General features: G+C 55.5%; 26 protein-coding genes and 4 pseudogenes. 17 read left to right on the forward strand and 13 right to left on the reverse strand.

Going from position 1 to position 26189, the window contains the following annotated elements:
• Positions 1-94: 94 nt before the first annotated feature.
• From PSH65_RS06945 to PSH65_RS06955, 3 genes are all read left to right on the forward strand, one after another.
• Entirely contained in the window at positions 95-1801 is a 1707-nt protein-coding gene (locus PSH65_RS06945) for an ATP-dependent endonuclease (RefSeq protein WP_305425506.1), read from the forward strand.
• Positions 1794-3227 (forward strand): UvrD-helicase domain-containing protein, encoded by a 1434-nt coding sequence (locus PSH65_RS06950; RefSeq protein ID WP_305425507.1) that lies wholly within the window; start codon positions 1794-1796, stop codon positions 3225-3227. Before PSH65_RS06945 ends, PSH65_RS06950 begins: the two co-directional genes overlap by 8 nt.
• Positions 3228-3339: 112 nt before the next feature.
• Positions 3340-5541 carry a hypothetical protein gene (locus PSH65_RS06955; RefSeq protein ID WP_305425508.1) on the forward strand — a complete coding sequence of 734 codons (2202 nt, stop codon included), beginning with the start codon at positions 3340-3342 and terminating at the stop codon, positions 5539-5541.
• A gap of 267 nt (positions 5542-5808) precedes the next feature.
• Here the strand turns inward: PSH65_RS06955 and PSH65_RS06960 are convergent.
• Positions 5809-6059, reverse strand: a pseudogene (locus PSH65_RS06960) (IS5/IS1182 family transposase); the annotation flags it as partial.
• A gap of 152 nt (positions 6060-6211) precedes the next feature.
• Here PSH65_RS06960 and PSH65_RS06965 point away from each other — a divergent pair.
• Both PSH65_RS06965 and PSH65_RS06975 read left to right on the forward strand, forming a co-directional pair.
• Entirely contained in the window at positions 6212-6586 is a 375-nt protein-coding gene (locus PSH65_RS06965; RefSeq protein ID WP_305425509.1) for a DUF6530 family protein, read from the forward strand.
• A 302-nt stretch (positions 6587-6888) separates the two neighbouring features.
• Positions 6889-7653: a CHAD domain-containing protein gene (locus PSH65_RS06975; protein WP_305425510.1), complete on the forward strand. Its 765-nt coding sequence runs from the start codon at positions 6889-6891 to the stop codon at positions 7651-7653.
• 8 nt (positions 7654-7661) lie between these two features.
• On the opposite strand, the gene PSH65_RS06980 is transcribed toward PSH65_RS06975, so the two are convergent.
• Both PSH65_RS06980 and PSH65_RS06985 read right to left on the reverse strand, forming a co-directional pair.
• Positions 7662-8402, reverse strand: a complete 741-nt coding sequence (locus tag PSH65_RS06980) for a helix-turn-helix domain-containing protein (protein ID WP_305425511.1) — start codon at positions 8400-8402, stop codon at positions 7662-7664.
• Between the two features lie 100 nt (positions 8403-8502).
• Positions 8503-9253, reverse strand: a pseudogene (locus PSH65_RS06985) (IS5 family transposase).
• A gap of 154 nt (positions 9254-9407) precedes the next feature.
• Here PSH65_RS06985 and PSH65_RS06990 point away from each other — a divergent pair.
• The 11 genes and pseudogenes from PSH65_RS06990 to PSH65_RS07040 all read left to right on the forward strand — a co-directional run bounded on the left by PSH65_RS06990 (position 9408) and on the right by PSH65_RS07040 (position 15204).
• Entirely contained in the window at positions 9408-9626 is a 219-nt protein-coding gene (locus PSH65_RS06990; RefSeq protein WP_305425512.1) for a hypothetical protein, read from the forward strand.
• Between the two features lie 257 nt (positions 9627-9883).
• Complete coding sequence (locus PSH65_RS06995) at positions 9884-10201, forward strand: type II toxin-antitoxin system RelE/ParE family toxin (RefSeq protein WP_348529765.1); 318 nt, start codon at positions 9884-9886, stop codon at positions 10199-10201.
• A 1-nt stretch (position 10202) separates the two neighbouring features.
• A pseudogene (locus tag PSH65_RS31755) lies at positions 10203-10607 on the forward strand (addiction module antidote protein); the annotation flags it as partial.
• 466 nt (positions 10608-11073) lie between these two features.
• Complete coding sequence (locus PSH65_RS07005) at positions 11074-11298, forward strand: hypothetical protein (protein WP_305425515.1); 225 nt, start codon at positions 11074-11076, stop codon at positions 11296-11298.
• Between the two features lie 13 nt (positions 11299-11311).
• Positions 11312-11950, forward strand: a complete 639-nt coding sequence (locus PSH65_RS07010; protein WP_305425516.1) for a hypothetical protein — start codon at positions 11312-11314, stop codon at positions 11948-11950.
• Between the two features lie 19 nt (positions 11951-11969).
• Positions 11970-12788 (forward strand): abortive infection family protein, encoded by an 819-nt coding sequence (locus PSH65_RS07015; RefSeq protein ID WP_305425517.1) that lies wholly within the window; start codon positions 11970-11972, stop codon positions 12786-12788.
• 227 nt (positions 12789-13015) lie between these two features.
• Entirely contained in the window at positions 13016-13297 is a 282-nt protein-coding gene (locus tag PSH65_RS07020; protein WP_305425518.1) for a hypothetical protein, read from the forward strand.
• A 236-nt stretch (positions 13298-13533) separates the two neighbouring features.
• Entirely contained in the window at positions 13534-14220 is a 687-nt protein-coding gene (locus PSH65_RS07025; protein WP_305425519.1) for a hypothetical protein, read from the forward strand.
• A gap of 15 nt (positions 14221-14235) precedes the next feature.
• Positions 14236-14574, forward strand: a complete 339-nt coding sequence (locus PSH65_RS07030) for a hypothetical protein (RefSeq protein ID WP_305425520.1) — start codon at positions 14236-14238, stop codon at positions 14572-14574.
• Between the two features lie 27 nt (positions 14575-14601).
• Positions 14602-14838: a hypothetical protein gene (locus PSH65_RS07035; RefSeq protein WP_305425521.1), complete on the forward strand. Its 237-nt coding sequence runs from the start codon at positions 14602-14604 to the stop codon at positions 14836-14838.
• Positions 14839-14895: 57 nt separating this feature from the next.
• A complete protein-coding gene (locus PSH65_RS07040) occupies positions 14896-15204 on the forward strand; it encodes a hypothetical protein (RefSeq protein WP_305425522.1) in 309 nt (102 codons plus the stop codon).
• A gap of 159 nt (positions 15205-15363) precedes the next feature.
• Here PSH65_RS07040 and PSH65_RS07045 read toward each other — a convergent pair whose 3' ends face one another.
• Entirely contained in the window at positions 15364-15798 is a 435-nt protein-coding gene (locus PSH65_RS07045; protein WP_305425523.1) for a hypothetical protein, read from the reverse strand.
• Positions 15799-15882: 84 nt separating this feature from the next.
• Here PSH65_RS07045 and PSH65_RS07050 point away from each other — a divergent pair, with 84 nt between their 5' ends.
• On the forward strand, positions 15883-16206 hold the full coding sequence (locus tag PSH65_RS07050; RefSeq protein WP_305425525.1) for a helix-turn-helix domain-containing protein: 324 nt from the start codon (positions 15883-15885) through the stop codon (positions 16204-16206).
• Positions 16207-16505: 299 nt separating this feature from the next.
• Here PSH65_RS07050 and PSH65_RS07055 read toward each other — a convergent pair whose 3' ends face one another.
• The 9 genes and pseudogenes from PSH65_RS07055 to PSH65_RS07085 form a co-directional block, all read right to left on the reverse strand.
• Positions 16506-16934 carry a TetR family transcriptional regulator gene (locus PSH65_RS07055; RefSeq protein ID WP_305425526.1) on the reverse strand — a complete coding sequence of 143 codons (429 nt, stop codon included), beginning with the start codon at positions 16932-16934 and terminating at the stop codon, positions 16506-16508.
• Positions 16931-18406, reverse strand: coding sequence for an integrase (locus tag PSH65_RS07060; RefSeq protein WP_370694678.1), 1476 nt, complete (start codon positions 18404-18406; stop codon positions 16931-16933). The genes PSH65_RS07055 and PSH65_RS07060 overlap by 4 nt, the downstream gene beginning before the upstream one ends.
• A gap of 168 nt (positions 18407-18574) precedes the next feature.
• On the reverse strand, positions 18575-18823 hold the full coding sequence (locus PSH65_RS31760) for a hypothetical protein (RefSeq protein ID WP_370694679.1): 249 nt from the start codon (positions 18821-18823) through the stop codon (positions 18575-18577).
• Positions 18820-20499, reverse strand: a complete 1680-nt coding sequence (locus PSH65_RS07065; protein ID WP_305425528.1) for a hypothetical protein — start codon at positions 20497-20499, stop codon at positions 18820-18822. The genes PSH65_RS31760 and PSH65_RS07065 overlap by 4 nt, the downstream gene beginning before the upstream one ends.
• Complete coding sequence (locus tag PSH65_RS07070) at positions 20499-21647, reverse strand: site-specific integrase (protein WP_305425529.1); 1149 nt, start codon at positions 21645-21647, stop codon at positions 20499-20501. The genes PSH65_RS07065 and PSH65_RS07070 overlap by 1 nt, the downstream gene beginning before the upstream one ends.
• Before the next feature lie 141 nt (positions 21648-21788).
• Positions 21789-22952 (reverse strand): DUF4350 domain-containing protein, encoded by a 1164-nt coding sequence (locus tag PSH65_RS07075; RefSeq protein WP_305425531.1) that lies wholly within the window; start codon positions 22950-22952, stop codon positions 21789-21791.
• Entirely contained in the window at positions 22949-24493 is a 1545-nt protein-coding gene (locus PSH65_RS31765) for a DUF4129 domain-containing protein (RefSeq protein ID WP_305483496.1), read from the reverse strand. Before PSH65_RS31765 ends, PSH65_RS07075 begins: the two co-directional genes overlap by 4 nt.
• Before the next feature lie 159 nt (positions 24494-24652).
• A pseudogene (locus PSH65_RS31770) lies at positions 24653-25459 on the reverse strand (stage II sporulation protein M); the annotation flags it as partial.
• Entirely contained in the window at positions 25456-26181 is a 726-nt protein-coding gene (locus tag PSH65_RS07085; protein ID WP_305425535.1) for an RDD family protein, read from the reverse strand. The pseudogene PSH65_RS31770 and the gene PSH65_RS07085, both read right to left, overlap by 4 nt.
• Positions 26182-26189 lie beyond the last annotated feature (8 nt).

Consider the following 26189-nt stretch of genomic DNA (forward strand, 5'->3'; position numbering starts at 1 on the left):
TGGCCGTTCCTTTCTGTGCCTAAGAGAGCGAGTCGGATCGTTACATCAAGAGTTTGCCATTTTTCATAGGTGAAGTTATGGAGGACGTTGCTCGGTGAAAATTAGAAAGATATCGATAAAAAACTTTCGTGGAGTGAAAGAGCTTGATTGGAGCCTTCCAACGGCCGACATTTTCTGCCTCATAGGGAAAGGGGATTCTTCCAAGTCAACCATCTTGGAAGCAATTCGATATACGTTCTACCCTCAATGGAATCTCACCTTCAGCGACTCAGATTTTTATCAATGCAGGATTGAGAATGAGATAACCATCGAAGTCACGATTGGCAGCCTGATTGAGGAGTTCTGCGCGCTTAACAAGTACGGGCATCACCTTCGGGGCTGGGACGCAGCTGCATTGACGCTCATGGACGAGCCAGACGACCACCTGGAAAGTGTTTTAACCGTTCGGCTCACGGTTGAGAAAGATTTGGAGCCGAAGTGGATCGTGGTCTGCGACCGCAATCCAGAAGGTGCTCCTTTCAAGCAAACCGACAGAAACAAAGTCGGGGTGGGACTAATCGGTGCGTACAGCGAGAGAGAGCTTTCATGGGCGAATGGAACCGCATTGGCCAAGCTAACTGAAGCACAGAGCCTGACTGAGCTGTTAGCGAATGCGTCGAGAACTGCCAGAACCTCGCTGGATGCTGACCGGCCAGCCACCCTTAAAAACTTCGATGCTGCGGCTATAAAATCTCAGGCGATCGCGAAGCTCTTGGGTGTTCCCGTATTGGACGCCTACAAGGCGCACCTCGACTTGGCCTCTATAAACCTGAAGGTAGGCGGGCTTGCCCTACATGACGGCGAAATACCGCTGCGTCAGTTGGGCCTTGGATCGCGCCGCATGCTTCAGTGTGGAATTCAGAGGGCGGGGCTTGAAGAGGGCCATATCACCTTGTTCGATGAATTGGAGTTCGGCTTGGAGCCGCATCGAATCACCCGCCTCATCAAGCACATTAGAGAAGACAAGCGCGGACAATATTTCCTGACAACCCATTCGCCCATGGTGCTGCGCGAACTCACGGTGAAGGACCTTTACATCGTCCACAGCAAGGGCGGTGTGGTTCAGATCATTTCTGCTGCTCAGAAGGGGCTCGAAGAACACGAGGTTCAGGGCAAGATTCGATCAAGCACCGAGGCATTCCTGGCGAAGAAAGTCATAGTGTGCGAGGGCGCTACGGAGGTCGGCTTCCTGAGAGGCTTTGACGACTACCAGATAGAGAACGAAAAAGATCCGTTTTCGTTCCACGGCGTAGCGCTGCTGGACGCGAAGGGAGCCAGCAAAGTGAAAGCACTGGCGAAAGCTTTTAAATCACTTTGCTATGACGTGTCGGTGCTGGCTGATGGCGACGCGGAGAAGCAGTTTTCTACCGCCGATGCGGCAGAGCTTGTTGCATTGGGGATTCCGACCTATGTGTGGAGCGACAAGCTTTCACTTGAAGAGCGAGCTTTCCAAGATCTGCCGTGGGACGATGTATTGGCCAGTGTGAAGCTCGCTCAAGATGAGCTGTTTTACCCTGTATACGACCAGGTGCGATCACAGCTTTTGGAAAACTTGGACAAAGATATTGGCACGTGGACGGAAAGCCCCAAGCTACGGACCGCTATCGGTGTAGCGGCGAAAAACTCTGGTTGGTTCAAGGACACCACCAGAGGCGATTTGTGGTTCAAGGCAATCTGCCTGGCCTTCCAGGACGCTGCCTTCGGCAAGAAGAACCTTGCGCTTGAACTCAGCAAGCTTTGGGAGTGGGCAGAGCGTGTCTGATGAACTGGCGATCAAGCTCAACGACTGCACAACCAAGGGGTATGTGATCGCGCCTGCTGGGTATGGAAAGACACACCTCATTGCGTTGGCAGTGCGGGCTTCTAGCGGCAGGCAACTGATCCTGACGCATACCTTCGCAGGCGTGAACTCCATCAAGACAAAGATGGCCGCACTTGGTGTTGCAGCCTCCAAATATCAGGTGGACACGATTGCGAGCTGGGCGCTGCGACTTTGCCTGGCTTACCCCAAGACGTCAGGATGGAAAGTAGAAAACCCGACTAGTAAGCAGTGGAACAAGCTCTATGAGTGTTGTTCTGGTCTGTTAGGGAAGAAATTCATTCGTCAGGCTGTAGCTGCCACCTACGTTGGCGTCTATGTGGACGAGTATCAGGACTGCTCTGAGCTACAGCATGCGTTGGTCTGTGCCTTGGCAGAGTTCCTGCCCAGTCGGATCCTAGGCGATCCTATGCAGGCCATTTTCGACTTTGACGAGGGCAAGCCTGTGGACTGGGACATTAGCGTCTATCCCTCTTTTGGCTGTCTGGGGCAACTGGATATTCCTTGGCGCTGGGAGAAGTCAGGGAATCCGAAGCTTGGCGCCTGGCTCAAGGAGGCACGGAAAAAGATAGAACGGGGCCAGAAGATTGACCTGCTCGGCGAACGGCCACCTAGTGTGGTTCGTGTCCACACCGATCCAGAATACCTCTCCTCAAAACAGTATTCCTCGCTCTGTAATCTACTGAACCATGATGAGAGCGTTATTGCTCTGCATGGTGGGGATCAGCAGTCCAAAAACAAGACTCACCTTTTGGCCCGAAGCATGTCAGGACGGTTTTCCTCCATCGAGGAGGTTGAAGGCAAGAATCTTCATTCGTTCGTCAAAAAATTTGTAGCCGCGAAGACTGTCCAGGCCGGCTTCCTCCTCGCAGTTGAGTTTGCAAAGAAATGCTTCACGGGTGTCGCTGATGCATTAACGGCTGGCACCAAACGAGGCGAGGTGGCCAATCTTCGCAAAGGGACGAGATACCCCTTGGTCTTGAAGGCAGCGAACGACTATTTGAACGAACCTACAAGCAGCCATCTCAAGGCATTCTTTCTGGCTTTGAAGAGCAACCCAGAGACGTCTGCTTATCGTCGTGACCTGCTGTATCGCTTCCTCAACGTGCTGAAGATGCACGTTGACGGTGAAGGGGCAACTCTTGCAGAGGCTGCAAACACGTATCAGCGCGAGATGAGGCATACGGGACGGCCTATCAGTCATAAAAAGCTCATCGGAACAACTCTGCTGGTCAAGGGCTTGGAATATGACCATGCAGTTATCCTCGATGCGGATGCACTTAACGCCAAGGATCTGTATGTCGCGATGACTCGTGGATCGAAATCCCTCACTATCATTGGGACGTGCAGACACCTGCCAGCAAAATAATCTTACGTCATGACTAAGAAGCTCTTGCTCGTTGGTCCAGGCGATAGCATGAGGCTCGGTTCCGAAATCAATAGACCACTACAATCGTCTGCTACCAACTCAAGGAAGAACTATGTCAAAGGTCAAGCTTCCCCCAGAGTCCGAAGTAGTGTCCTGGCTACAACAGCTCATTGAGAAGGAAGAACTGCTTCAGTCGATCCAAGGGCGAGAGGCGATCACCTCCTTAACGGACACGGTAGACCAGGGGTATTTTCTTCCCTCCTTTGGCATCGATTACATCTCTCGACGTGCTTCAGCTGAGGCGGCAGATCATGTCCTGAGCCGTTTGAGCGTTCTGGAGATCATCTCGATCAACACCAGTATCTCACTGACCACAGGGGAGGTGCTGCGCCCAGACATCCTTTGTTTCAACGCTGAGACGAAGACACTCGTGGTTTTTGAGGTCAAAAGGGCCAGCGAAACCGAGAGACAGACCGTCACTGAGCTTGCCGGCTACGAGCAGGAACTTCGGAATATGCTCCCTTTCTTGGGCAATTTCGACGTTTGCTTCGTAGTCGTCGCGGCTGACTGGTCGACGCTTCTCGTGCATGCCGTTGGCAGCATGAACGCATGGTCGGGTAAGCAGTATTTGGCACTCAAGTTGACCAACGAAGAGTCTGGGTTTGGTTTCCTAGCACACCTTCCTGAGGCCTGGCATCTAACCGGCAGTACCAATCTCCCAGTCGAGGCGCTTCCATCAATCGATCTTTACCTCGCCTATAAAGGGATTGACGATCTCGGAAGCGAAGAAGGAAATATCGATTCCGTTGGGGGAAATGAAGACGATGAGCGTTGGCCTCCGAGAATAGTGCTTACCGCCATGGATGTGATTGCTCGAGAAGGCGACAGGGCAGGCTCACATGGCTTTATGATGCTCTGGCGTGATGTCAACGGCTTTGGCCGTGGTCGATGGTGCATTACCCTCACTGCCATTGATCCATATGCAATGCATGCCTGGTGTCGTGATCATGGCCTGCCGCATAGGGAGTCGGAGGCTGCGATTTTCCTGCACAATCGTAAGGATGACCTTCTTGGCCAGACACCGCAGACGGTGTACGACATTGCTAAGGCGGCGTTTCCTCTGCTTAAAGAGCATTTCGATCCTGAATTTTGCGGAGATTTCCATTGGCAACTGAAGACTCGTCAGTACCGCAACCGAGTGGTGCCAACTAGGTTCGATTTCTGGGGAAGCCTCGGGCAACATGCCCGGGAATTTGTTTCTAACCCTGCTGTTCGAAATAATTACATGCCATTCGTTGGTCTCAATCAGCTAGATTGGACTGATCCTTCAGTTGCGATGACGTTAGTAATGAACCTCTCGCTGGGAGCACCGTTCCCCAGAGGTGTGATCAAGTGCAGCGATGCGTTTTTGACCGGTCGCGTGCTTGGCGACCTGGCTGTCGCCGCCTTCAACGCCGCTCCGGACAAAGTGCATGCTGCGAGGATTGAGCCCATGGTTGAGTGGGCGCAATTGGAGGCGCTGCGCTTTGCGATTGAGATGAAGCAAATGTACGACATCACTGAGGAAGTGGTTACGCCAATGCCGATGCTGTCCAATGAACCGGCTAAGCGATTGATGGCCACTGAAGAGCTTGCCCAGTGGGTCAGGGTGGATCTAATCAGTAAACGGCATCCATTCCATCAGGCGTGCTTCGATCTTGGCTACCGTCATGCACTGCTTTTCAATCTACTGAGTGAGCAAGCCATTGATTGCCTCAATCCGGATGAGCTTAGGGCAGCTGCTTGTATCGTGCGTAACATTCTCAAGGGCGTGTTGTCACGGGCGGAAGGCAGCCAGGGTGAGACGTTTCAATCTTCAGGCTTCCTACAATTCATGGCATTCCTAGAGCCGCATTTAGGCTCTGGCAGCCATCTCGGAGACGATGAGGCAATAAGTGTGGCGATTGATGCAATTTCTGACGAAAAGCTCCTTTCAGGCTTCTCTGGTGCCATTGTCAAAGGTGTGGATTCAATTATCCCAGTTGTACTCCATACGACCCGCCCACCCTTTCCTGCGCAGGTAGATTGGGAGTGGCTCAAGTCTGGGATTAAGGCGTTATTTGAAAGTGGAGATCATTGCCCAGCTGTCATTTTCAGCCAGGATGGAATGGTGGGTAGTGGCCGCTTGGAGCGACCCTTTAGGCTCGGGTCTCCTATCAGTGATCCTGACGTGGAGGTCTACGTCCTCGATGAGTCGTCTGCGAGGACTATCGCCATCAAGATGACGTGGGATGAGGTGAAAGAATTTCACGCCAAACGAAGTCAAGGGTATTAATCTGGCTCCAGTATGGGCGAGCGTCGTGCAAGCCTAGGGCAATTTGGCGTACTAGGTCTGAAGGACGCTGTTGTCCGATTACTGCCCATCGCGGCAGGCAGCTATCGGCCCGGAGTGTGTAAAAACGCTCTGACCTCATCGTCTTGGATCATCGAGGTTCGTTGGCTGAGCGATCGCACGGTCAATGCTGCGGGTCGTATCGGTCGCGACCTGGAGCATGTCAACGCTGTTTTTACAGCCATCAGGGATGGGCCAGAACCAGCCTTTTTATGCCGACAGCGCCGTCATCAAACCGTGAGCACCGATGATTTTCATCATCACCTGTTTCATGCTGTAGGCGAGCACATTCAAACTCATCTCCGCACTCACCCCGACCAGCTTTCGGGTTAGGAAGTGCGTCGCACCCGTCCATTGTTTGAGCGTCCCGAAGGGATGCTCAACCGTCCGTTTTCGGACTCGCATCATCTCCGGGGCCCTTTGCTCAGCCGAAGCTGCATTTCCTCCAATACGGTTTCATGGGAGTTTTAAGGCGCAATGGAGGACGCCGATGTGGCCCTGCACGGCTGCCTTGAATTGGATCCCCGTCGTTTCTTTTTTAAGAAGCTGTTTACTAAATTTAGTAAATTTACTAAAGTTAGTAATATTAGTGACTTTACTAGAGAGGGTGTCCATGAAAATTCCGACGTATTTGAAGCACAAACCTGTTCTTGAAGTCGCTAACTACGATCAGCTAGATGGCCCTTACAGGAATAAGACCGATGCGAAAGGGCTTTCGGTGGGACTGGCGCAATGGAACGAGCCCGGTTGCACGGAGATCTCGGCCAAGGTGTGGCGCAACACCGGTGAAAAGTGGTCTCGCCAATCTGAAGAGTTGCCCCTGCATCGGGTGATCGATCTGGCCACACTGGTCTGTGCGGCCATTCGTTACACCGAAAATGGCAACGAACTGACCTCCACGGAAGATTTTCCTATTTCCTTCTCGACCGATAACGAGGAGTTGAAGCGATACCTGGAGATCATGAAAAAAAGAGCTGGTAGCCAATAAAGAGCATCTGGACGTGAGCCTGGATCGCTTGGTGATTGCCTTGAAAAAGCTAGGTAAATGCTAGGGGGCGTTCTCATTTGAGCCAAGTAGGGGGCGACGTCGTTAACCAACACCAGGTTCGCAATGCTCTACCGCAACGGCACTGCCTGCGTATCTAATGAGCTCAGTGAAAATGAGTGAGTCACACCAGACCTTCAAGCCGATAATCTATCTGGATCCACAACACAAGCTATCCCGGAAGTTCGAGGCGCTATCCGACCTGCTAACCTCACTCCGTCGTCTTCGGAGTTGGATGGTGTCTGATGGCATTTGTAGACTCGTTCGTTGCCCAAATCGTAGCGCTTGAGGTAGGGCTCTACCATGCTCAAGCCCGAATGGGCGCCAGGACGGACAGTGAAGCGTTGCATGACCTCAGAATCAATCTGCGGCGCATCAGAAGCCTGTTGCGGCCATTGCGTGAGATAGAGGGCATCGCGCCACTGAATGAGGCCGCAGCCGCAGTCGGCAGACTGACCACGCCTGCGCGTGACCTTGAGGTATTGATAGAAGAGCTTGAGGCGCAAGGATTCCCAAAGCAGGCGCATGTCAGAAAAGCGATTCTACAGACCAGCTATAGCCGCATCGTTAAAGCCCGCGCGATCAATCAGCTCTTTTTCCAACTGGATGAGTGGCCTTCAGCCTTCCGAGCTGCTGAGCGTGCGTGCGAGTTAGGTCGAATTAAAAAGACCATCAGCAAACGCTTGCACAAGCAAATCGAGCACCTGAAAGCTGCGTTAGCCGATCCGCAGTTTGATCGTCACCAGCTGAGAATCCTGGTCAAACGTACCCGTTACCTCAACGATGCTTTTCCTCAGCTGTCGCCCCTCTCTGGTGAGGCCGCTGCTTCGCTCAAGACTGTGCAGTCAGCCCTCGGCTCCTGGCACGACCATTTCCAGTGGTGTCTCAGAGCCAAGCACGAAAAAGATTTACAGCCACTTGCGAAAGCGTGGCACGCAGCAGCCGATACCGCACTCTTGAAAGCGGAGTCTCAGTTGGCACAGCTTCTACGACTACTTGCTACTAAATAGAGTGATTCTCAAGAAAACCGATGACAACCTGCGACCAGATGCTTGAGCCTGTCCATGTCCAGGATTTTGACTTCACGGCCTGATACCTCGACCAGCGCATGGTCTCGCAGGTGCGCGATTCCTCGACAAATGGTTTCCAAGCGTAGCCCTAGATATGAGCCGATTTCTTCGCGGCGCATCTTGAGTACAAACTCTTTGGACGAATAGCCGCGCATATTCAAGCGTTGTGACAAGTTCAGCAGAAATGCCGCGAGGCGCTCATCCGAGTTCATGTTGCCTAGCAGCATCAACATGTCGTGATCGCGGACGATTTCCCTGCTGAATATTTTGTTCAGATTGTGCTGTAGTGAGGGCAGTTCTTGAGCAAGTTTCTCCAGGTGATCGAAGTGGATAGCGCAAACTTCGCTGTCCTCAAGGGCAAATGCATTACAAGTGTACAGGCCGCTATTGACAGCATCCAACCCAAGCATGTCGCCAGGCATCTGGAAGCCGGTGACCTGCTCACGACCATCGAGCGAGAGCACATCGGTCTTGAAAAAGCCGATGCGCACGGCATAAAGAAAACGCAATGGATCGCAGGCGCGGTACAGCGCCGCGTCCTTTTTTACCTTGACCCGCTGCATGATCAGGGAGTCAAGCTGCGCGACTTCCTCGCCGGTGAGGCCAAGCGGTAGACAGAACTCCAATATGTTGCAATTGGAGCATGCCAGCTTGAGCGCATGAGCTTGACACGACCGAGTTTCAGGCACGTGATTACCTCCCTTTCGGTATTTTCAGCATAGCTACAGCGAGCAGTAAAGCTGTGTTAACGCGATGAATGGGGGGTGCCCTAGTGCTAGGGGGGGGCAATCAGGCCAACCATATGACAGCTGACACAAGACTCAGCATCGACTGGTAGTTTCTTGCCAGTCGCTCATACCTTGTCGCGATCCGACGGAACTGCTTCAGCTTCTGGAAAAAGCGCTCTACCAAGTTACGTGCCTTGTAGAAATGCCGATCCAGCTGGCGAGGTTTCAGGCGGTTTTTTCTCGAGGGGATGACCGCTTCAGCTCCTTTGCGTTGGATAGCATCAATGAACGCGTCTGAGTCATAGCCCTTGTCTGCCAATACCGCCTCGGGGTAAAGCCCTCGATCAGTGCTTGGGCTTGGCCGTATTCCGAGGCCTGCCCGGGCGTCAGCAGCAGGCGTAGCGGATTTCCAAGAGCATCCACGACGGCGTGGATCTTGGTACTCAGTCCACCTCGGGATCTGCCCATGGCTTCGGCGTCCTGATCGGTTTTTTTGCCGCGCCATGCTGATGAACCCGCACGATGCTGCCATCGACCATCAGATGCTCCACGTCTGCGTCAGCCGCAAGCGACTCCATCACCTTTAACCAAACTCCCTTGCGTGACCAGCGGCTATAACGCACATAAACTCGATGCCAATGGCCATAGGTTTCTGGGAGGTCGCGCCAGGGTGCACCAGTTCGAGCAATCCACAGCACCGCCTCGATAAACCGTCGGTTATCTCGGGCCGTTACGCCGCGGTCGCTGGTTTTACCCGGCAACAGTTCCTTGATCCGCTCCCACTGATCATCACGCAACCAATAGCGGCACATCCGTTACCCCAAAAAGCGGCGAGACTAATCGACGGCGCTACTGGCATCAAATGAGAACGCACCCTAGGCATAAGCAGCGAAAAGACTCTCCAGTTGACGAACGAAGGGTCTCCACACTTTGGCGACGTTTGCTCCAACAGATAAGGAATCAGTAATGCCCAATGCAGAAGAGAAAGTTCGTGAGCACATCAGATCAATCGATGCAGCGCTTTACCCTGATTTCGTAGATGAGGCGTATTCAACCGTCTGGGGCTACTTGCTGGCCCTGTACGATTTTGAACTTATCTCGGAGAGTCAGCGTGAGGATTTGGATCGTGAAGCTGTTGCTGCCAGAGAAACCCGAAAAGCCAAGCTAGCGAAGAAAAAACGCTAAGTTGCTAAGGGAAAAGCGGCTACCGCGCCCCTGAGCGCTGGCAGATGTTGCCCAGGGCGACAAGTCCCCCGTTCACCACCTGCTCCACTTACAACGGAAAACCTCAATGAAAGCAGGCAATGAGAAGCCCATTGACGCGGTAGCAGCGCGGATTGTCGCGTGGGGGGAGCAATTTGAATACCAGGCAATTGAAACCACCTTGACCTGCGCTCAATCTCGCACCGACAAGGAGTAGCCATATGGCTACACATGGGACTATGATCAATAAGAAAAAAACATACGAGATCCACCAAACTCCCGAATTTGAGGATTGGCTTAACGGTGTGAAGGATGTTCAAGGAAGAGCGGCCATCTTAGCCCGCCTGGATCGCGCCGGTGATGGCAATTTTGGAGATTGCGAACCGGTGGGTGATGGGGTGAGCGAAATGCGTGTTTTCGTAGGACCTGGGTACAGAATTTACTATGTGCGCTCGGGGAAAGCTGAGTTCTTGATGCTCAGCGGAAGCGATAAAACGGATCAAAGGCGAGGTATCAAGCGAGCTAAAACGATCCTCGATGCGCTGAGAGACCAATGATATGAAAGATACGAAATTCAACCCCGAGGATATGCCAATCCTCAGCCTCAACGCTTCTGGTACGACTCGTTATGAAGCTTCGCGCTTTCTCGATAGCCCGGAAGCTATGGCGGCTTATTTGGCTGAAAGTATGAAAGCCGGTGATACGGAAGGTCTCATTCATGCTTTGGCAGAAGTCGCAAAAGCTAAAGGCGTAAACAAAGTCGCCAAGGATGCCGGGGTCAATCGTGAAAGTCTTTATAAGGTGCTGAAAACAGGCGCGAAAACGCGGTTTGAGACCATCAGAAAACTGATGAACGCGATAGGTGTAGAGCTCACCGTACAACCGATTGCAGCACTAGCAGTGGTTTCAAAAGCTGCCCCAAGGGCCGGCAAACCAGCCGCAGCCGTAGCCAAGTCTGCTGCAAAACCTGTTGCGAAGCCGGCGGGGGAAAAACCAGCCGCAGCTGTAGCCAAGCCTGCCGCGAAACCTGCTGCGAAACCTGCTGCGAAGCCGGCGGCGAAAAAACCAGCCGCAGCCGTAGCCAAGCCTGCCGCAAAACCTGTAGCGAAGCCGGCGGCGAAAAAACCAGCCGCAGCCGTAGCCAAGCCTGCCGCGAAACCTGCTGCGAAGCCGGCGGCGAAAAAACCAGCCGCAGCTGTAGCCAAGCCTGCCGCAAAACCTGCTGTGAAAAAACCTGCCACTCCCGCATTCAAGCCTGCTGTACCTGCGGCACCGAAACCTGCTCCCTCGGCGACACCTCATAGCGTGCCCGCTGCTGCCAATACAAATAAGGTTCAGGAAGCTGGCCAAGACAGACTCGCTACACATTCGTAGAGCTGAAAGTCGTAAACAGCGCATAAAAGCAACAAAGCGCGAAGGATGCAGCGTCGTGAAGGATAGTACTGATCCAAATTTGCACCCATTGTTGATAGTTGCCATGTACCACTTGCTTGAACCTTCGACACCACCCGTTCTGTGGGAAGTCGGGGAAACCTGGGTAAGGTTCGATAACGGCAAATACACGATTGGTGCCGATGAACCTGCGACTTACGTTCAGGTGCGCGAACTGCTGATTGAAGCGGATTGGAAGGCCCAACAATGGTTAGACGACTGATCTAGGAAAGCACATGAGCGAGCAAGCAATCACCTACTTCAACCAGGCGCAGATGATGCTACTGGATCTGCACAGCTCCATACTTCGGCATCTGATGGCCACGCAGTCCATGGAAGAGGCACGGCAAGGTAATCAAGAAACGGTGGAGCTGTTCGACGGTGTTGAACAACGTGATGGACTTCGAGACGCATGCAGCGCGGGTTTGGACAGGGTCAAGCTGAAGCTCCAAGCCAATATCCGTGCGATTGAAACCTATGGAGTTTTGATCGACATTGCGGCAGGCGCATTACTGCAAATTTCCAAACAAGCTCTCTCTATCGCTCATGGGAAGAGAGAAAACGCTCCTACAGGGGCGAGTATTTCATCTACATGCGTTAGGGACCTGATTTGGCATGGCCGCAATCAGTCGATGCACTATGAAGAAACGCGCCTAATGCCACTGCGGAACGATAACGGCAAGGTGATTTCTGGTTGCAGCACATGGGTAGAGACATTTCAGAAGCTTAACGAACAGAACCCTGGTCGTTTTGAAATGGCGCCCCCTTATAGGTCGCTGGCCATGGATGTTATAGACGCACTGGAGTGGACCTATGATTACGGTAAGTTCGAGCGTGACATGAGGCATTTGATTGGGGTTCCTACACCACTCTAGACGCATAGGAAAAAGAAGAATGGCCGTAATTAGCGCGTTCGAGCGGCGAAAGCTCGAAAAGCTACTGGGGATGGGAAGCGGCTATGTCCTGGACTTCTCGGATCGTACCTACGCAGATTTCTTTATCGATTACCGTATTGATATTGATGCAGCTCAGTATCGAAGTGGAGGCGACTCCAAGGCCAAGAGGATGCGGGCTTTTTGGGATATTGCACCCAACCACACGGTAGGTAAGGTTCTTGATGGACTCATTACCTATGGTGTGCAGATAGATCGCCTCGGTGACAGCAGTCCGCAATTGACAGACGACTGCCGAAAGATCGCAATGCGATTACTCAGCGATCAGTCGGTTGCGGATCTGGATGCACTAACTGCCATTGCTGATGACCGTGACTTTGAAGTCGTTGCTGAGCATGTGCGTGAAGCCATAGAGAAAAACCAGCCCGAGGGAGGACTCGACCGCCTGCATACCTTCGTTAACAAATTTATTCGGGTCACTTGTGAGCCGCATGGCATTAGCATAAGCAGAGAAAAGCCTCTACATAGCGTCTTTGGCGAGTATGTGAAAGCCCTTCGCGAACGCGGCCACCTTGAGTCGGCAATGACAGACCGCATCCTGAAGTCCAGCATCTCGGTTCTGGAAGCCTTCAACGATGTGCGGAACAACAAGAGTCTCGCGCATGACAACCCGATCCTGAATTACGACGAAAGCTTGCTGATTTTCAACCACGTGGCGTCGTCCATCAGGTTCATCAAGTCGCTTGAGGCAGGTATCAAGGCCAACAGCCTGGCGCAAAAGAATGACCTCCCTCCGTGGGACGAAACCATACCCTTTTAATATCAGCCTTTGACGAACCCAATTTATTCAAGGAAAAGTGGCCGTACGTTGGATCAAGGCGGCTCAGGACCAAAAACCTCAAGCAAACATTGACCAGAACCGTTCATTGTTCATCACAGAGGTCGAGTAATTTCCCGCTCAGGAACCCCCAAGCCCCGCCTTGAAAGTGGGGCCGAGTCCGTAGGAAGGACTCGGTTTTCGTGTCTATTCAACGTTAGGAGATCGTCGTGAGCTTGAATCCAGGGTCAATTGAATTAACCCTTATTTACGGTAAACCAGGCGAGTTGGGCCGGACAACAGAGCCACAGACGTTTCCGGCGCTGCTGCAGCGCTTGCACAGCTGTTTCTCGGTGCTCCTCCTACCTGCTGAAATTGGGGTTGCTCTGCTTAAGGCTCCTGGCCTTACTCGTGCGCGCATCAAGCAGAGTGACGGTACGCTGATCGAGGGGACAGTGCGCTGCGTTCAGCAAAACTATTTCGAGCTGGTCGAGGATCATCAGCCAGCATAGGAAAATTATTTGGCGCGTTAGCGCCCCGAATTGGGCAGCGAAGCCAAAGCTGTGGTTAGTGTGGCTGACGCAAACCTTTTGGTAGCGGCAGGTGCCATCGACCGCCGCTAGGAAAGTCCTACCAGCCCTACGGGGCTGCGTCGGAAGCCGCCCAGGTTCTCCCAAGCCTCGCCGTAAACGCGGGGCTGGGTCAGTAAAGAACGCCAATTTTCGCGTTCCATGATCAAGGGAATGAAATGGACAGTGAAACGGACAAACTGCACTGCATGGCTATCCGGCATGAGTATCTTCGGTGTAAGGACGCCTTTGAACTCTTCGTGGTGCAAGGTGAATCCATCGTTCTGCAAGGGCATAGTCATCAGCGGGCGTACCGGGCCTACAATGCCTACTCCAGCTTCATCCACCATTTGTATGAACTTTACATGGCCTTGTTTGCACGGGACCATCAAGTCGTGGACATCAAAAATAGCCCTGAAATAAAGGCTTGGGTGAAAGACGAAAGGGCCAAAAGGACTGGAGAGGAAAAGAGCAAAGTCGGTGCGCATACGTACACTGATGGCGCACTGAATGAGCAGGTCTACCTTCAGGCCAATCAGTGGCTTTCCAGTATCGATCGAGGCACCGTCTCCGCCAAGGTGTACCCGCGTTCCCAATTTGAACGCATGCTACCTGTCGACAAAGATTTCGGTCCCGCCTTCCGATCCATGCGGAACAAGATTGCCGGCCATGTAACTTATGAAAGGATTGAGCTGGTCAAGCTCACCGAGTTCTTCCAGAAGTACCATCCCTACCTTTGCATGCTTTACAGAAATGTTGGTGGCAGCTCATTCGGACGCTACCTCGACACCGTACCTGACTTCGGAGAGGTGACGAGCTTCTTGGAAACCTGCATCCCGCCTGACCCGAACACCAAAGTCGAATAATCACGGAAAATCGATATGAAGCATGTTTTGCTGGGCTTTACGCTGGTTCTCGCACTGGTGGGCTGCTCTGATCCTACTGAAACCTCCAGCGGTGCCAGCAAATACGTTGGTGCGTGGAGCAATGAGCGCAGCGGCGGCGGATTGAAGCTGGTCATCGATCAAGACGGCCGCCACTTTACCGTTAAGGAGCTTTCTGCAAAAAACAATGTTGTGCTCGGGGTAAGTGTCGGTGAGGTAGCAGACGGCTACTTGAACGCGAAGACAGGAATCGGCCCCAAGATTTTTTATTCAACGAAGGATGACGCTCTGATAATCGAGCCTTCATCCACCTTATTCTATCGCCTGGCCCTGTAACGGAAAATCGCCTGGGAGGGCTAAGTGATGCAGATCGAAACTGTCAGCGTGACCGCCGAGTGGTCGATAGCTGGCACGTCTGTCAGCTACCAGGACAGCAAGTCGTTCAGCCTGAATATCGATGCCGACGAACCGGCTGAGCTGATCGAAGAACGCGCCCGTGGCCGTGCCCGCCAGTTGATCGCCAGTGGTGGAAACTGGTCCCCGGGTGTTGTGCGCATCAACGAGTTGCGCGTAACCCGTCACCGGCCAACCGGGCTGTAGGAAAAATAGGCGCCCGGTGGTGCCACCGATACGGCCGGTAGACGGAGGACAAACACGATGATCGAGATTCAAATAGTGGACGGTATCAATTCGCCGATGCTGTTTTGTGACGTATGCGGCGAGCGCATTGAAGACGCTGGCAAAGCAGCAGTCGTCTTTGACAACTTCCGTCAAAATGGAGAACGTGCGAAGACCCTGCATGTCCACAAAGGCAGCATTGGCGGTAAGACCTGTCACCATGAAGCAGAACTTATCATCCGGTCTGGCGGCGGTACACCCGGCTGGCAGGAATTGAAGCGCCACCTCTGTGACCTGGCTCATAACGTCGCTTTCCCCGCCTCCGTAATGGCCGAGTACGACAAGTAAGCTGAAGGATCAACCCTTCAAGGAAAATCACGAATGAAGCGGGTCACCTATCGGAACCTTGAACCTCAAGCTCGCTTCCAGCTGGAAGATCAGTGGTGGGTGAGCGGGTATCGCTAAAATTCTTCATGCGTCTATTACCAAGCATCAAAAATCTGAAGGCTACGGTCCATCGTTCTCTCGTGTGGGAAACACCAGCACACTGTATTTCTCTGAGGCATCTGGCTGTGCCTCAGGGAAGTAGAAATGGCGGCCATCATGGAGGGTATACCGCAGTGAGGTCCCATCCTGACTTTGAGCTACTTCCAACAGTGTATCCATGCGCCAGTCACCGGTGCCGTTGAGCCACCCAGGTGACACCAACTGTACCGACCTCACTTGGACTCCCGCTTCCGTTAGCTCCAGAATGGACGTCAGCGCTTGCAAGCTATCCACGAACACCACGTCGTGGATCTCAAGGCCGTCCTCGCATCTGACTATCGTTGTATGAAACCAAGGTGACATCAAATGTTGTTGAACAAAATGCCAACCTTGGTGGCCAGGCTCCAGCAGTGCTTGAGAGCCTTTCACTTCTGCCTGTCTATTGGTTATGAACACGGCGAACCCTCAACGTGAACAGTATACATTGTAGTTATATACTGTTCGAAAGCGCCTTATCGTTCCTTTTGCAGGACATGCAAAGTGGAATTGAAAAGTGCTTTCGGGACAGTTCTTCGGTGGCTTCGTGTGAAACAAGGCCGGACGCAGGAGGACTTTTCCACCCTTAGCAGTCGGACTTATATCAGCACATTGGAGCGAGGTCTGTACGCTCCGACTATCGAGAAGCTCGACGACATTGCTGCTGTGCTCGGTACGCACCCCATAACGTTGATGGTCGGTAGCTATGCCCTAAAGGACAATCGTTCTGTTGCGAAAGTCCTCGAGGACGTCATTGGGGAGATCGAGCGTCTAGAGGTCGCCGAGGGCGTTTCGAAGCTACGCAAGCGTTACCCCAGAACCGAGTAGGCGCGAGAGCCTTGGAAACACTCGAGTAATGACTTCAAAGCGCTGTATATCACTTCGTCGGGTCGGCGCATTGGGTCGACGTAGGGATGGTTTCCAGGTGTCGATTAAAGGCCGGAAACCTACGAAGCCGGGGCAGGCCATAATTCTGTAACCCTAATTTTTGCACTGTAAACCACTGTGGTTAACAAGGAATAAAAGTGGTTTACACGGAGCAATACACGCCTCGGTTTCTAAGGATACTTCTGTACTGACCTTTCCCTCGACGCAAAGGGTGTGATTGCGCACTACGCGAAATCGACCTATCCATGCGACTTTCTTGAAGGCAGGTCGACCACCTTGCGGTCGCTCATCTTAGCCTTGAGTACACGGTTCTCGTCCGTTAGCACTTCGTTGATGGATGCGAGATTGGCGACCTTGACCCGCAATTCCTCGATCTCCTGACGGTGGGCTGCGGACTTCTTGCGTTCCGCAATCAAGTCTTGTTGTTTCACATCACGCATGGCGCGACTGGAGCGACCTTGAGCCTCTCGGATAGCCTCGGCAATTCGTGGGTAGTAGTTGTGAATCAGCGCCGTCGATACGCCCGCCTCGCGGGCGACTGCCGCGATGGTAACCTTGGATTCCCCGGTGTGGGTGCGACCCTTTTGGATGCGGAGAAGGGCGAGCTTCAGATCCTTCTCGCGATCCTCAGCAGGCTTATAGTTGGTCGCCTTGTCCTTGGATTTCATGCGATTAAAGTCTCCGGGTCCATTCCCAACTGTACCAGTACGTCACGGCAGCGATTCAGGTCGCGCTCAACGCGCTGGCGGCCGCCCTCGCCAATGTCCGGGCAATTCAGTAGCCCTTTTAGATCATCGTAGAGTCGCTGGTAGATGGCCGCGTGACCGTGTCCAATCACAGCATGGTTGCAGTTGCCGCAGCGGGTACGCTCAAGAGTATTACCGACGCAACCGTCATTGTCCGCCGTGCACCAGGCATGGCCGTTGCTGCGAATTGCGGTGCTCTCGGCAATGGACTTCAGCATCGAGGCGTGATCCTTGAAGATCAGCAGATTCTGCGGTTCCCGCTGCCATTGCTTGAGCGCGCGGCCGTAGCCCCCGGCCAAGGGTTCGTCACCCAGCCAGTTATCGACGACGCCTAGTTTTATATCTTCCAACTCACCCTGAATATCTGCGTACAGATCAAGGTCCAGATGCTGTCCCCAGCTATCGTCTATGGCGTAGCCCAGAGACATGTCCAGCGAACAATGTGCGAAATGCTCCTTGAGGTAGCGAAGGTCACCGAAGCGGCTGTGCGCGGCGTAGTTGGCAAACTTGCGGCGGAACTGGTGGCTGGAGAGATTCCAGCTCAGTCCGCAATCCTTGGCGAATGCCTTGAAGCATACGCTCCAAGTAGTGTTGGAAAGCGTGCGCACTTGATTGCCCTCTTTCGGATCTACGCCGAGAAAGAGCGCATAGCGGTGTTTGTGCGCCTCGACGATCTGCGGATCATACGGGTTGGCGTGGCGCCGCTGAAGGATCTCGGCGGCGATCATGGCCTGATAGGGTGCGCACCAGCGCTCCATCACGCGCAGGGCACGCACAGCGGCCTGGGGGATCATCCAATCATGGATACCGACACCGGTCTTTTCCGACCGCGAGCGCATCCAGTGGTAGGCGGTGCCATGATCGTCTTGAGTGCGGTGGTGGGCACCTGACTGCACGTAGGCCAGTTCATGGATGCGACAGCCAGAAGTGCTAGCCAGGACGATATAGCAGGCCGTGCGCAGATTGATCAGTGCCTTATTCAATGCGTTCAGACCGTCCTCCCAACCAAGGGTGCTCAGGTGGCTGTTCTTGGCCTTATTGAGACTCCGAGCACTCCGCCCCTTTCGCTGCATAGCGAGGGTTTCCAGCGCTTCGCGCAGATCAAGCAAGTGCCGGCCGCGCTCAACCTGTTGATAGGCCCGCTCGAACAGTATGCAGAACACATCATCCGGAATCAGCGGGGTCTTGCCGCTCTGGGCACTGCTGCCGGTAAGCCCCGCCATCGCCTTGGCGGAAGTTTCGGGCCAAGGATGCTGAGGCATCGGGTCGTCGGTGTAGTGGCTCAGTTCATGAATGGCTTCGACGGCCTTGAAAACGGCTATGTAGTCCGCTTTGTGATAGCGGCTTGCCTTTGGATCGGCTGGGCTGCCGGTATGCCTTGCAGGCGTCCACATAGGTCGAGCAAACCAGGGGTGTCACCGCACTTAGGTAGTCGAGTTTGAATGCTTCCAGGTGGCGCAGGAATGGCCTTGCATCAGAGAAAATTTGTACCAAAGCGAGGCATTTAGGCCGAACCGCCCCATGGCGTCCACGGCGTAGGTAGCGATATAGCATCGCCTTCATCACCTCCCAAAATGCCGGTGGCGCGGTGCGGAAGTCCAGCCGTGTATGACTCGCCGGCACGTTGCGCTGGTGAAGCCTTCAAGTTGCCAGACGTTGTCGCGGTAGCGGCTGAGAATAACCCACTGCCCATCGACCTGAGTAGCGCTGATGATCAGGGCGTCGCGTTCGGATTCCGGGAGCCCGCGCACATCGCTCGGCTGGACAGCAAGGGGAGCCCAAGGTAGTGCCACCAAGGTGTTGTCACTCATGCAAATAGCTCCAAGCTGTCGATCAGATCAACCGACCAGAACGGGTGCGGCAGGGTCCGGGCTCGCTCGCGGGCGTCCTCCACCGCTGCGGCCTTGAAGGTACCGCGCCGCAGCCCTTCGGCAACGATGTAGTGGTCTATCAAGCGGGGGATGTGGGCGTACTCCCGTGCCCAGCGCCGCTTGTCCATGCGCGAGCGCTCAGCCAGCACGCGGAAGTAGAAGCTGAACAGCTTGTACAGATCCTCTGCGGTTACCGCGTAATGCTTGCAACGCAGGCAGTTCATGAAGTTCATGCAGGTCGCGCCCTCGCGCTTCGGGGCGTACTGGCCGTTCACTGGGTCGGCGCAGCGGCCCATGGGGGTGTCCTTATAGGTTGCACCGACGGTCCGAGTTAGCAACTCCTGCACCATTACCTCGCCCATGAACTGCCAGTTGCGACGGGCATACTCGTCGGGTGCCAGGTAGCTTTGGTCGGCCACCCTCGGGGTATTGCCGAGCGCAGCGGCGGTGGTCGCCAAATCGCCGTCGGTAAGCTCGAAGATGCGGTTGGCGAAGGTCTTGCGCAGGCGTGAGATGTTGATGCGCAGGGGCTTATCGTCACTGTCGGTCAGACCATGCTCGGTTACGAGGCGGTTTATCGACCTAGCCAACGTTTCTGGTATCAGCGTCGTGACTGTACCGAAACCCTTGCGATTGCGTATGCGATACAGCCACACGCGCCCCTTGAGGTCGGCTGGAGCCTCTGCGTCCAATGACTCGGTCAGGGCCATCACGCGGCGGATCAAGCGCTCGACGTTGGTTCTCACGTTCGGCGTGGACTCTAGAAGACGCTCAGTGTCTGACTCGGCTCGCAGCGCCACTTTACTGGTGTTGTAGCCACGTCGCTTCCACAGTACTAGGAACACGGTGTTGTCCTTGGGGTGTGGGCGCAGGCAGTCACGACCCATTTCCAGCAGTGGCGTGGTATTGCGTCCGGTGTGCAGCGCCACGACCAGCAGGGCGTAGACCAGCAGATCGCTGGTCACAGGCTCGTCGTCAGCCCAGATCGGCTTGATGGCCTGCCTGAGCGCCACAGTGAACGCTTGCCGCTCGCGTTTGGACAGCCCCGTCTCGCCCTTGGCCTTGCGGTTGATGTTTGGGAAGGGGTTATGGGGGAAGGTGGTCCCATCGCCGGAGGTGACGAGATGGATTAGCCCACGCCGCCCCAAGGCGAGCAACACGGGCTTGGTCTGCGAGTAGAGGGTTTTCTGACTGATAGTCGCCACGCCCAACCCAGCCAAATGTCCGAGATAGCCGTCGATCAAGTCCCGGTTCACATCGGACATGGCCAAGTCACGGCCGATAGCCGTCGCCCGCAGCACGCAGCAGTCGAAAAAATTGCGCAGCCCATTTTGGCAGTAGCCAGCGACGGTGCTAATCGCGATGGTGCCTTCTTGGCCGGCGAGGAAGCGTTTAATTTGGCACTGGCAGGCGTAGGTGATGGAGTCAATGCCAGCGCCGTACCAGCGGGCAAAGTCGAAACTACGGCTGTTGGAGGCGTTCCGCCCGAACGTGACCGTGGTATTCGTCGGAGGGATGGTATCGGGCAGAATCACCACATTGCCTGCTATGTCGCGGCTGTGCTCGACTTGCGGGACGCTGAGGTCGGTCTTAGTAAATACCTTGCGCTTGCCCATCAGGCCGCCTCCGCCAATGCGTTCAACTCATCGTCATAGGCCAGCACCGCCTCGTCGGCTATTTCGTTGACCAAGTGCAGGTACACCATGGTTGTCTGAATCGAACTGTGGCCGAGTTGCCGCTGAACGAACACCAGAGGCTCCAACCCGCTCGCAGGGTTACGCTGAAGGCTGACCAGGGTATGGGTGGCATAAGTATGCCGAAGCATGTGCGTATGGACTTTGATTCCAGCCCGCTTGCCGGTCTCGCTGATGATCCGGTTGAGGCTCTTGCCGTCGTCACCATAGGGTTCCCCGGACTGGTTAAGGAACAACGCCTTTTGTGGGGTCTTGCTTAGCGAGGCGCGCTCGCCGCGCACCTTCGTCACATAGCGATAGAGTTCAGCCATGAATTTGCGGCTGACGTAAATATCCCGCGGCTTGCTGCCCTTAGTCACCATACCGCTGCCGTCGAACGGATCGAGCCGAATGCGGAGGTTGCGTTCGGTTCGTGCTGCCTTGTCCGGGTCGAAAACATAGGCCAGCGGGAAGGCGGCGATTTCCTCGCGGCGCAGACCCGTATGCAGCCCTAGGCGCATCATCATTCGGTGATGGGGGTTCTCCACTGCGGCCAAGAGCGACTTGATCTCGGCCATGCTCAGAAACTTAGGCAGGGTCTTGTGGCTACGTGGCATTACATCGTTTGCCATGGCCTTGCCGCCACTGGCATCGACATGGGCAAGGAAACTTGTTTGGCACCTTACGGCGCGCTCTTCATAAGCGAAGGGCAGGCGCTTCACCCACCCCTCTTTCAGTGCGAATTCATAAAACTTGCAGATATAAGTCAAACGCTGGCGAGTGGTGTTCGGTGCCAGCGCGCACGCCTCCAGGCAGTAATCTCGGTAGGCCGCCACAAGGCTCTTGGCCTCGCCACGATCCACGTCGCGCCAGTCAATCTCATGAGCCTCGAGGAAGCTGAAGAAATCGTACAGCGCGCGTCCGGTACTGGGCCAGGAACGCTTCGAGCCGATGACCCCGCGAAGCAGGTAGTGCCGAAAGAACTGATTGGCCGGAACGCAACTCTCCATCGAGTCCCATAGCAGAATGGGAAACCCTGGATAAGGTTGCCCTGCGATCACCAAATCCCCTGTAGCCCACACAAGCTCCATCTGCCGTCCTCTGTGCTAATCAGAATCTCAATCACTTTGTCTGCTCTGACCAGTTAGGGGATTAGATCGGCCCTAAAGCGCATGAGCTTCTAAGTGTCTGTTTCTAATATCACAGCAATCTAACGCTTTCCAAGTGCCAGATCATAAGGCGTTCCTCAAGGTTTGCAGGTGGGCGACCTGACGGCTGAATTCAGCGCTGGACAGCCGCTGCTTCGGTCGCGGGCTCATGGCCTGGCTGATGGCGCGTGTGGGTTGGCCAGTCAGGCGTGCGAGCACCAGCCATTGTTCGGCGACGCCGAGTTGTTCAAAACCGGGGTGACGGTGACGGACACGCCGCAGGATGTCTTGTTGCAAGGCTTGCAACAGGCTGTGCTGACCGTTGTGACGGAGCATGAAATCGGCGCTGGCACGCAGGTGTTCCTGGAGCTGGCGGCGGGCTCTCGTGGCCGGCTCCAGCAATGGGCCGTTACGCACGCCAACATGCCAGAACCCGAAAACGATCAAGGCGATCAGGGCCACCAGGGCTTGCGGAAAATAGCGCCACAGCAACGTCAGCAAGCTGTCGTGATCGGTATTGAACAGCAAGGTCACGTCTGTGTCGGCCGTCAGGTACCACAGCAGCCAGGCGTTGTCGTACTGGTCGATGGCCGGGGTTTTCCAGAGGTCGGCGTCGGTGACCACGGTGATCGAACCCTGCCCGTGACTCAGCTGCATCATGTGCGTGGCCTTGCCGCTGTTGGCCCAGGCCTGGGCGAGGTTTTTCGGGTCGTCGAGGTGGAACGCGGTATCGAAGCTGAAGTAGGCCGGCGCCTCCTCGTTTTCCAGGTAGAGCTTGGTCAGTTTGGGGTAAGGATCGTCGACAGGATCGGGCGGCGGCTCCTTGAGGTCTTTGCTCAGGGATTGGTGCAACTGCACCCGGTCGAGCAGCAGATCATTGCTCTGCCCGGTCTTTTCATCCCACAGGGCTTCGGCGACGAATAAAAGACGTCCACCGGCGCGGGTCCAGTTCAATACCTGATTCACCTGTCGCGGCGACATGTTCGACCGATCGCCGAGCAACAACAAACTGCGCTGATGAGGCTCGAGAGTCGGCAAGATATCGAGGCTGTTGGCATGGCTGACGGTCAGGCCCTGTTTACGCAGAAAATGCTCGGCCGCCAGGTAGGGATTGGCCTGGGCTTCCGGGGATGGGCCGTGATCGATTTCTGCTGGATAGGGTATGGCCTTGAAATACAGGTAAACACTCAGCGCACACACTAGCAGGGCGATCAACGCACCGACTGAAAGCCACAAACGCCGGTTCAACGGGCGGCTCCCGGGCCGAACAACGCGCGCCAGCCGTTACAGAGTTCCTGTTGCAAATGCGCGGGGGGCAAGCGATGCCCATAGGCCATGTTTTGCCAGTGCCCGGTGAGGTTTCTGCTGAAGGCCAGCAAGGCAGGTTGTTGCAATTGTTCAACGCGCTGGAGCACTTCGCCTTCGGTGTCGGCTGGTTTGAGCGCCATGTTGAAATCGTGCAGCAAGTGGCTGAGCAGGGCGCGATAGAGCAACCCGAGGGCTTCACGGGGATTGGTCTGCCAGAGGCTTTCGGCACTGGCCGCGATGTCGGCGGGCAAGGTTTCGCGGTTGAGGTCCAGGCCGAACGCCTGCTGGGGTAATGGCCGCGCGACTTTGCGATTTAACGTGGGTCGGCGGCTGACAAAGGCCTGCAGCCAGTCGCGGTAACGCCAGATCAACAGCCCAATGGCGCCGATCACTGTGCCCCACAGCAGCACTTCGATCAGGCTGGCCAATACGCCAAAGCGTCGGCTGTCCAGCAAGCTGAGCAGCGCCTTCAGCCAGGCGGGCGTTTGACCATTGTCCGCAGTGTCGGCGGCGGGTTTGTCTTCGCCAAAGCGATAACGCGTTACCGTTTCCTTATTCTTGAAGGGGGGCTGATCGAGTATGGCCTTGATGCTGTCGCGGGATGCCTGACTGGTCAGTGGTTGCTCCAGCAGACGCGCAGAGTCCGGTGAGATAACCGGTTCGGCGGCCCAGACGCTTTGCGCCGTTGGCACCAGCAGGATCGCAGCCAGCAGCAGCGTGACGACCGTGCTGGTCAAGCGTTGGCGCATTCGGCGAAAAACCAGTTCGATGTCCCAGGCTTCCAGCCACGTGCGCCGGTTCAGATAAAGGCTGAAACCGCAGGCCACATAGATCGGTTCCCAGACAATCAGCACCAGAACGTAAAAGGTATTGGTCAGGTGTTCCAGCCAGCGCCAGTCTTGAGTGGCGGCGGTAATCAAGGTCTGCCAGCCCCAGTCGAGTTCGACCTGTTGCGGCAAGAGCATGTAGAACAGCACCATCAAGCCGATCCACAGCGCGGTTTCCAGATGCACGCCGATGATCGTCAGCCACTGGGCGGCGCCCGCGTTGCGTTGCAGCAACACGCGCAAACGTTGTTGGCGTGCTTCCCCCGCCAGACCTTCGAGTTGCACCACCGGCATCAGAAAACTGCGGCTCAGACTCAGGCGGCGCCAGGTCAGGCTGGCCAGCAGTTGCGGTTTGAGCAGGCGCGGCCATTGGCGCAGGGCCTGTTTCAGTGTGGGCGTTTCGCCGAACATGGCTTTGGACAGGATGTACAGCGGCAGCCGATCGAACGCCGGTTTGAGCCACCAGAACAGAAACACGGCGAGGGAGGGTGAATCCCACAGCAGCAAGGTGAGCAGGGCGAAGATCGGCAAGGTCACGATGGCCCAACTGGTCATCAACAGGCGTCGATGGCGCTGACTCAGCAGCACCCCCAGGTCCATGGCTTCCCAGGTCGTGCGCGGGCGGATCACCACACTGGCGTCACTCAGGCGCATGGCGAGTCCGTCCGGCAAACAGCAGATAAGTCGCCACACCAACAACCAGAGCACCGCGCCGACCAGGTATTTGGTCAGCGGCGAGAGCCCGGTCCGCGACGACCAGTAGGCTTCGATAAACGCCGCAATCAGCAGAAACAGCATGACCCCGCAAATCAGCACCACGCTCTTGCGCGCCGCCAGTCGCAGGGCCTCGGCGCGGGGTAAACGTCCCGGCGCGATCAAGGCCCAGCCCAGTTGCAGGCCTGCGGCACCGGCCAGGGCAATTGCACTCAGTTCGAAGGCGCCATGGCCGATCACGAACGACCAGAAGGTTTGCCCATAGCCGATGTGCGTCAGGTGCCCGGCCACCGCGCCGATCATCAATCCGTTGAAGAACAGGAAAAACGCGCTGCCCAGGCCAAACAGCAAACCGCTGGCGAAGGTCTGAAAAGCGATGCCGATGTTGTGCATGATGTAGTAACCGAACATCACCCAGTCTTCGCTGGCTGCCCGATCTGCCAAGCGCCCCAGATGACCGGCGTCGGGGTCGTACATGCTTTGCATCTCACTGACCTGCTCGGCCGGGATCAGGTTGTAGACCAGCTCCGGGAACAGATACACCAGCAACGCGAAACCGATCAGGCTGCCAAAAAACAACAGGCTGGCGGCAAGGACGAAACGCCACTGCTCACGCACCAGTCGCGGGAAATCGGCGAGGATGAAACTCAACACGTTGGCACCCAGTCGACTGCGATGCCGATAAAGCTGTTGATGCCCGCGCAGGACCAGTTGCTGCAATGAATCGATCAGGAAACTGCTGTAGCCGCGCTCCTGAGCCAAGGCCAGGTGTTGGCAGAGCCGTCGATAATCGCTGGGGAAACTGGCGACTCCAGAGGCATCTTTGCCTCGTTCCAGCCGTTCAAGCATGAGTGCAAACTGCTCCCATTCGGCGCTGTGGCGACTTTCGAACAGGCTTTGCTTCATGTGGGGCCCAACAGTCCACGGGCGATGCCGTTGAGTTCGGCCCTCGCCTGGGGCTTCGATATCTGCAACGGTTGCGCGAGTATCGAGGCGAGCTCGTTGGCCCGCGCCTCGGAGAGTTCACCCTGGCGTTCGGCAAACCCGAGGACGGCGCGTTGCTCGGTCAGCGTCAGGGCGAAGGCTGCGCGCCGTGGCGGGACATCAGGCAGTTGGGGGCGGGTGAGCGGTTGTTCGCGGTAGATCACCAGCGTACCGGCGGCCAGGTCGCCGAGGCGTTTGAAGGAGGGGTGTTGCAGGCAGCTGATCGCCCCGAGAAAGTAGCCGAACGGCAACATGTCGACAAACCGCAGCAGGTTGCGCAGCAAGGACGCGGACCAGCCGATCGGCGTGCCATCGTCATGCACTACGCGCAACCCCATCCAATGCTTGCCCGGCGAACGGCCCTGATTGAGCACTTCGAACAGCACCATGTACCACCAGCTCACCACGAACAGCAGAATCGAACTCAGCCCGGCGCCAAGTTTTCCGAGAAACGCCAACATAATAAACAGCAGGCCCAGAATCACCCCGCGCAGGCCCAGGTCTATGGCGAACGCCAGCGCACGTACCATCAACCCGGCCGGGCGCAGCGGCAAGTCGATGCCTTCGGGCGTTTCGACGTGATACCGCGTGTCCAGTGGCCGGGCCAGCGTCGCTTTCCCTGGCAGTGCTGTGGTTTCGAGCATGGGCAACC

Origin of the sequence: Pseudomonas sp. FP603, assembly GCF_030687415.1 — a bacterium.
Classification (GTDB): domain Bacteria; phylum Pseudomonadota; class Gammaproteobacteria; order Pseudomonadales; family Pseudomonadaceae; genus Aquipseudomonas; species Aquipseudomonas wuhanensis.

Bases quoted from the DNA above. Each gene is read 5' to 3' on its own strand.
- PSH65_RS06955 (WP_305425508.1), top strand. From the start codon at position 3,340: ATGTCAAAGGTCAAGCTTCCCCCAGAGTCCGAAGTAGTGTCCTGGCTA.
- PSH65_RS06965 (WP_305425509.1), top strand. From the start codon at position 6,212: ATGAAAATTCCGACGTATTTGAAGCACAAACCTGTTCTTGAAGTCGCT.
- PSH65_RS06975 (WP_305425510.1), top strand. From the start codon at position 6,889: ATGGCATTTGTAGACTCGTTCGTTGCCCAAATCGTAGCGCTTGAGGTA.
- PSH65_RS06990 (WP_305425512.1), top strand. From the start codon at position 9,408: ATGCCCAATGCAGAAGAGAAAGTTCGTGAGCACATCAGATCAATCGAT.
- PSH65_RS06995 (WP_348529765.1), top strand. From the start codon at position 9,884: ATGATCAATAAGAAAAAAACATACGAGATCCACCAAACTCCCGAATTT.
- PSH65_RS07010 (WP_305425516.1), top strand. From the start codon at position 11,312: ATGAGCGAGCAAGCAATCACCTACTTCAACCAGGCGCAGATGATGCTA.
- PSH65_RS07015 (WP_305425517.1), top strand. From the start codon at position 11,970: ATGGCCGTAATTAGCGCGTTCGAGCGGCGAAAGCTCGAAAAGCTACTG.
- PSH65_RS07025 (WP_305425519.1), top strand. From the start codon at position 13,534: ATGGACAGTGAAACGGACAAACTGCACTGCATGGCTATCCGGCATGAG.
- PSH65_RS07030 (WP_305425520.1), top strand. From the start codon at position 14,236: ATGAAGCATGTTTTGCTGGGCTTTACGCTGGTTCTCGCACTGGTGGGC.
- PSH65_RS07035 (WP_305425521.1), top strand. From the start codon at position 14,602: ATGCAGATCGAAACTGTCAGCGTGACCGCCGAGTGGTCGATAGCTGGC.
- PSH65_RS07040 (WP_305425522.1), top strand. From the start codon at position 14,896: ATGATCGAGATTCAAATAGTGGACGGTATCAATTCGCCGATGCTGTTT.
- PSH65_RS07055 (WP_305425526.1), bottom strand. From the start codon at position 16,934: ATGAAATCCAAGGACAAGGCGACCAACTATAAGCCTGCTGAGGATCGC.
- PSH65_RS07060 (WP_370694678.1), bottom strand. From the start codon at position 18,406: ATGTGGACGCCTGCAAGGCATACCGGCAGCCCAGCCGATCCAAAGGCA.
- PSH65_RS31760 (WP_370694679.1), bottom strand. From the start codon at position 18,823: ATGAGTGACAACACCTTGGTGGCACTACCTTGGGCTCCCCTTGCTGTC.
- PSH65_RS07065 (WP_305425528.1), bottom strand. From the start codon at position 20,499: ATGGGCAAGCGCAAGGTATTTACTAAGACCGACCTCAGCGTCCCGCAA.
- PSH65_RS07070 (WP_305425529.1), bottom strand. From the start codon at position 21,647: ATGGAGCTTGTGTGGGCTACAGGGGATTTGGTGATCGCAGGGCAACCT.
- PSH65_RS31765 (WP_305483496.1), bottom strand. From the start codon at position 24,493: ATGCGCCTGAGTGACGCCAGTGTGGTGATCCGCCCGCGCACGACCTGG.
- PSH65_RS07085 (WP_305425535.1), bottom strand. From the start codon at position 26,181: ATGCTCGAAACCACAGCACTGCCAGGGAAAGCGACGCTGGCCCGGCCA.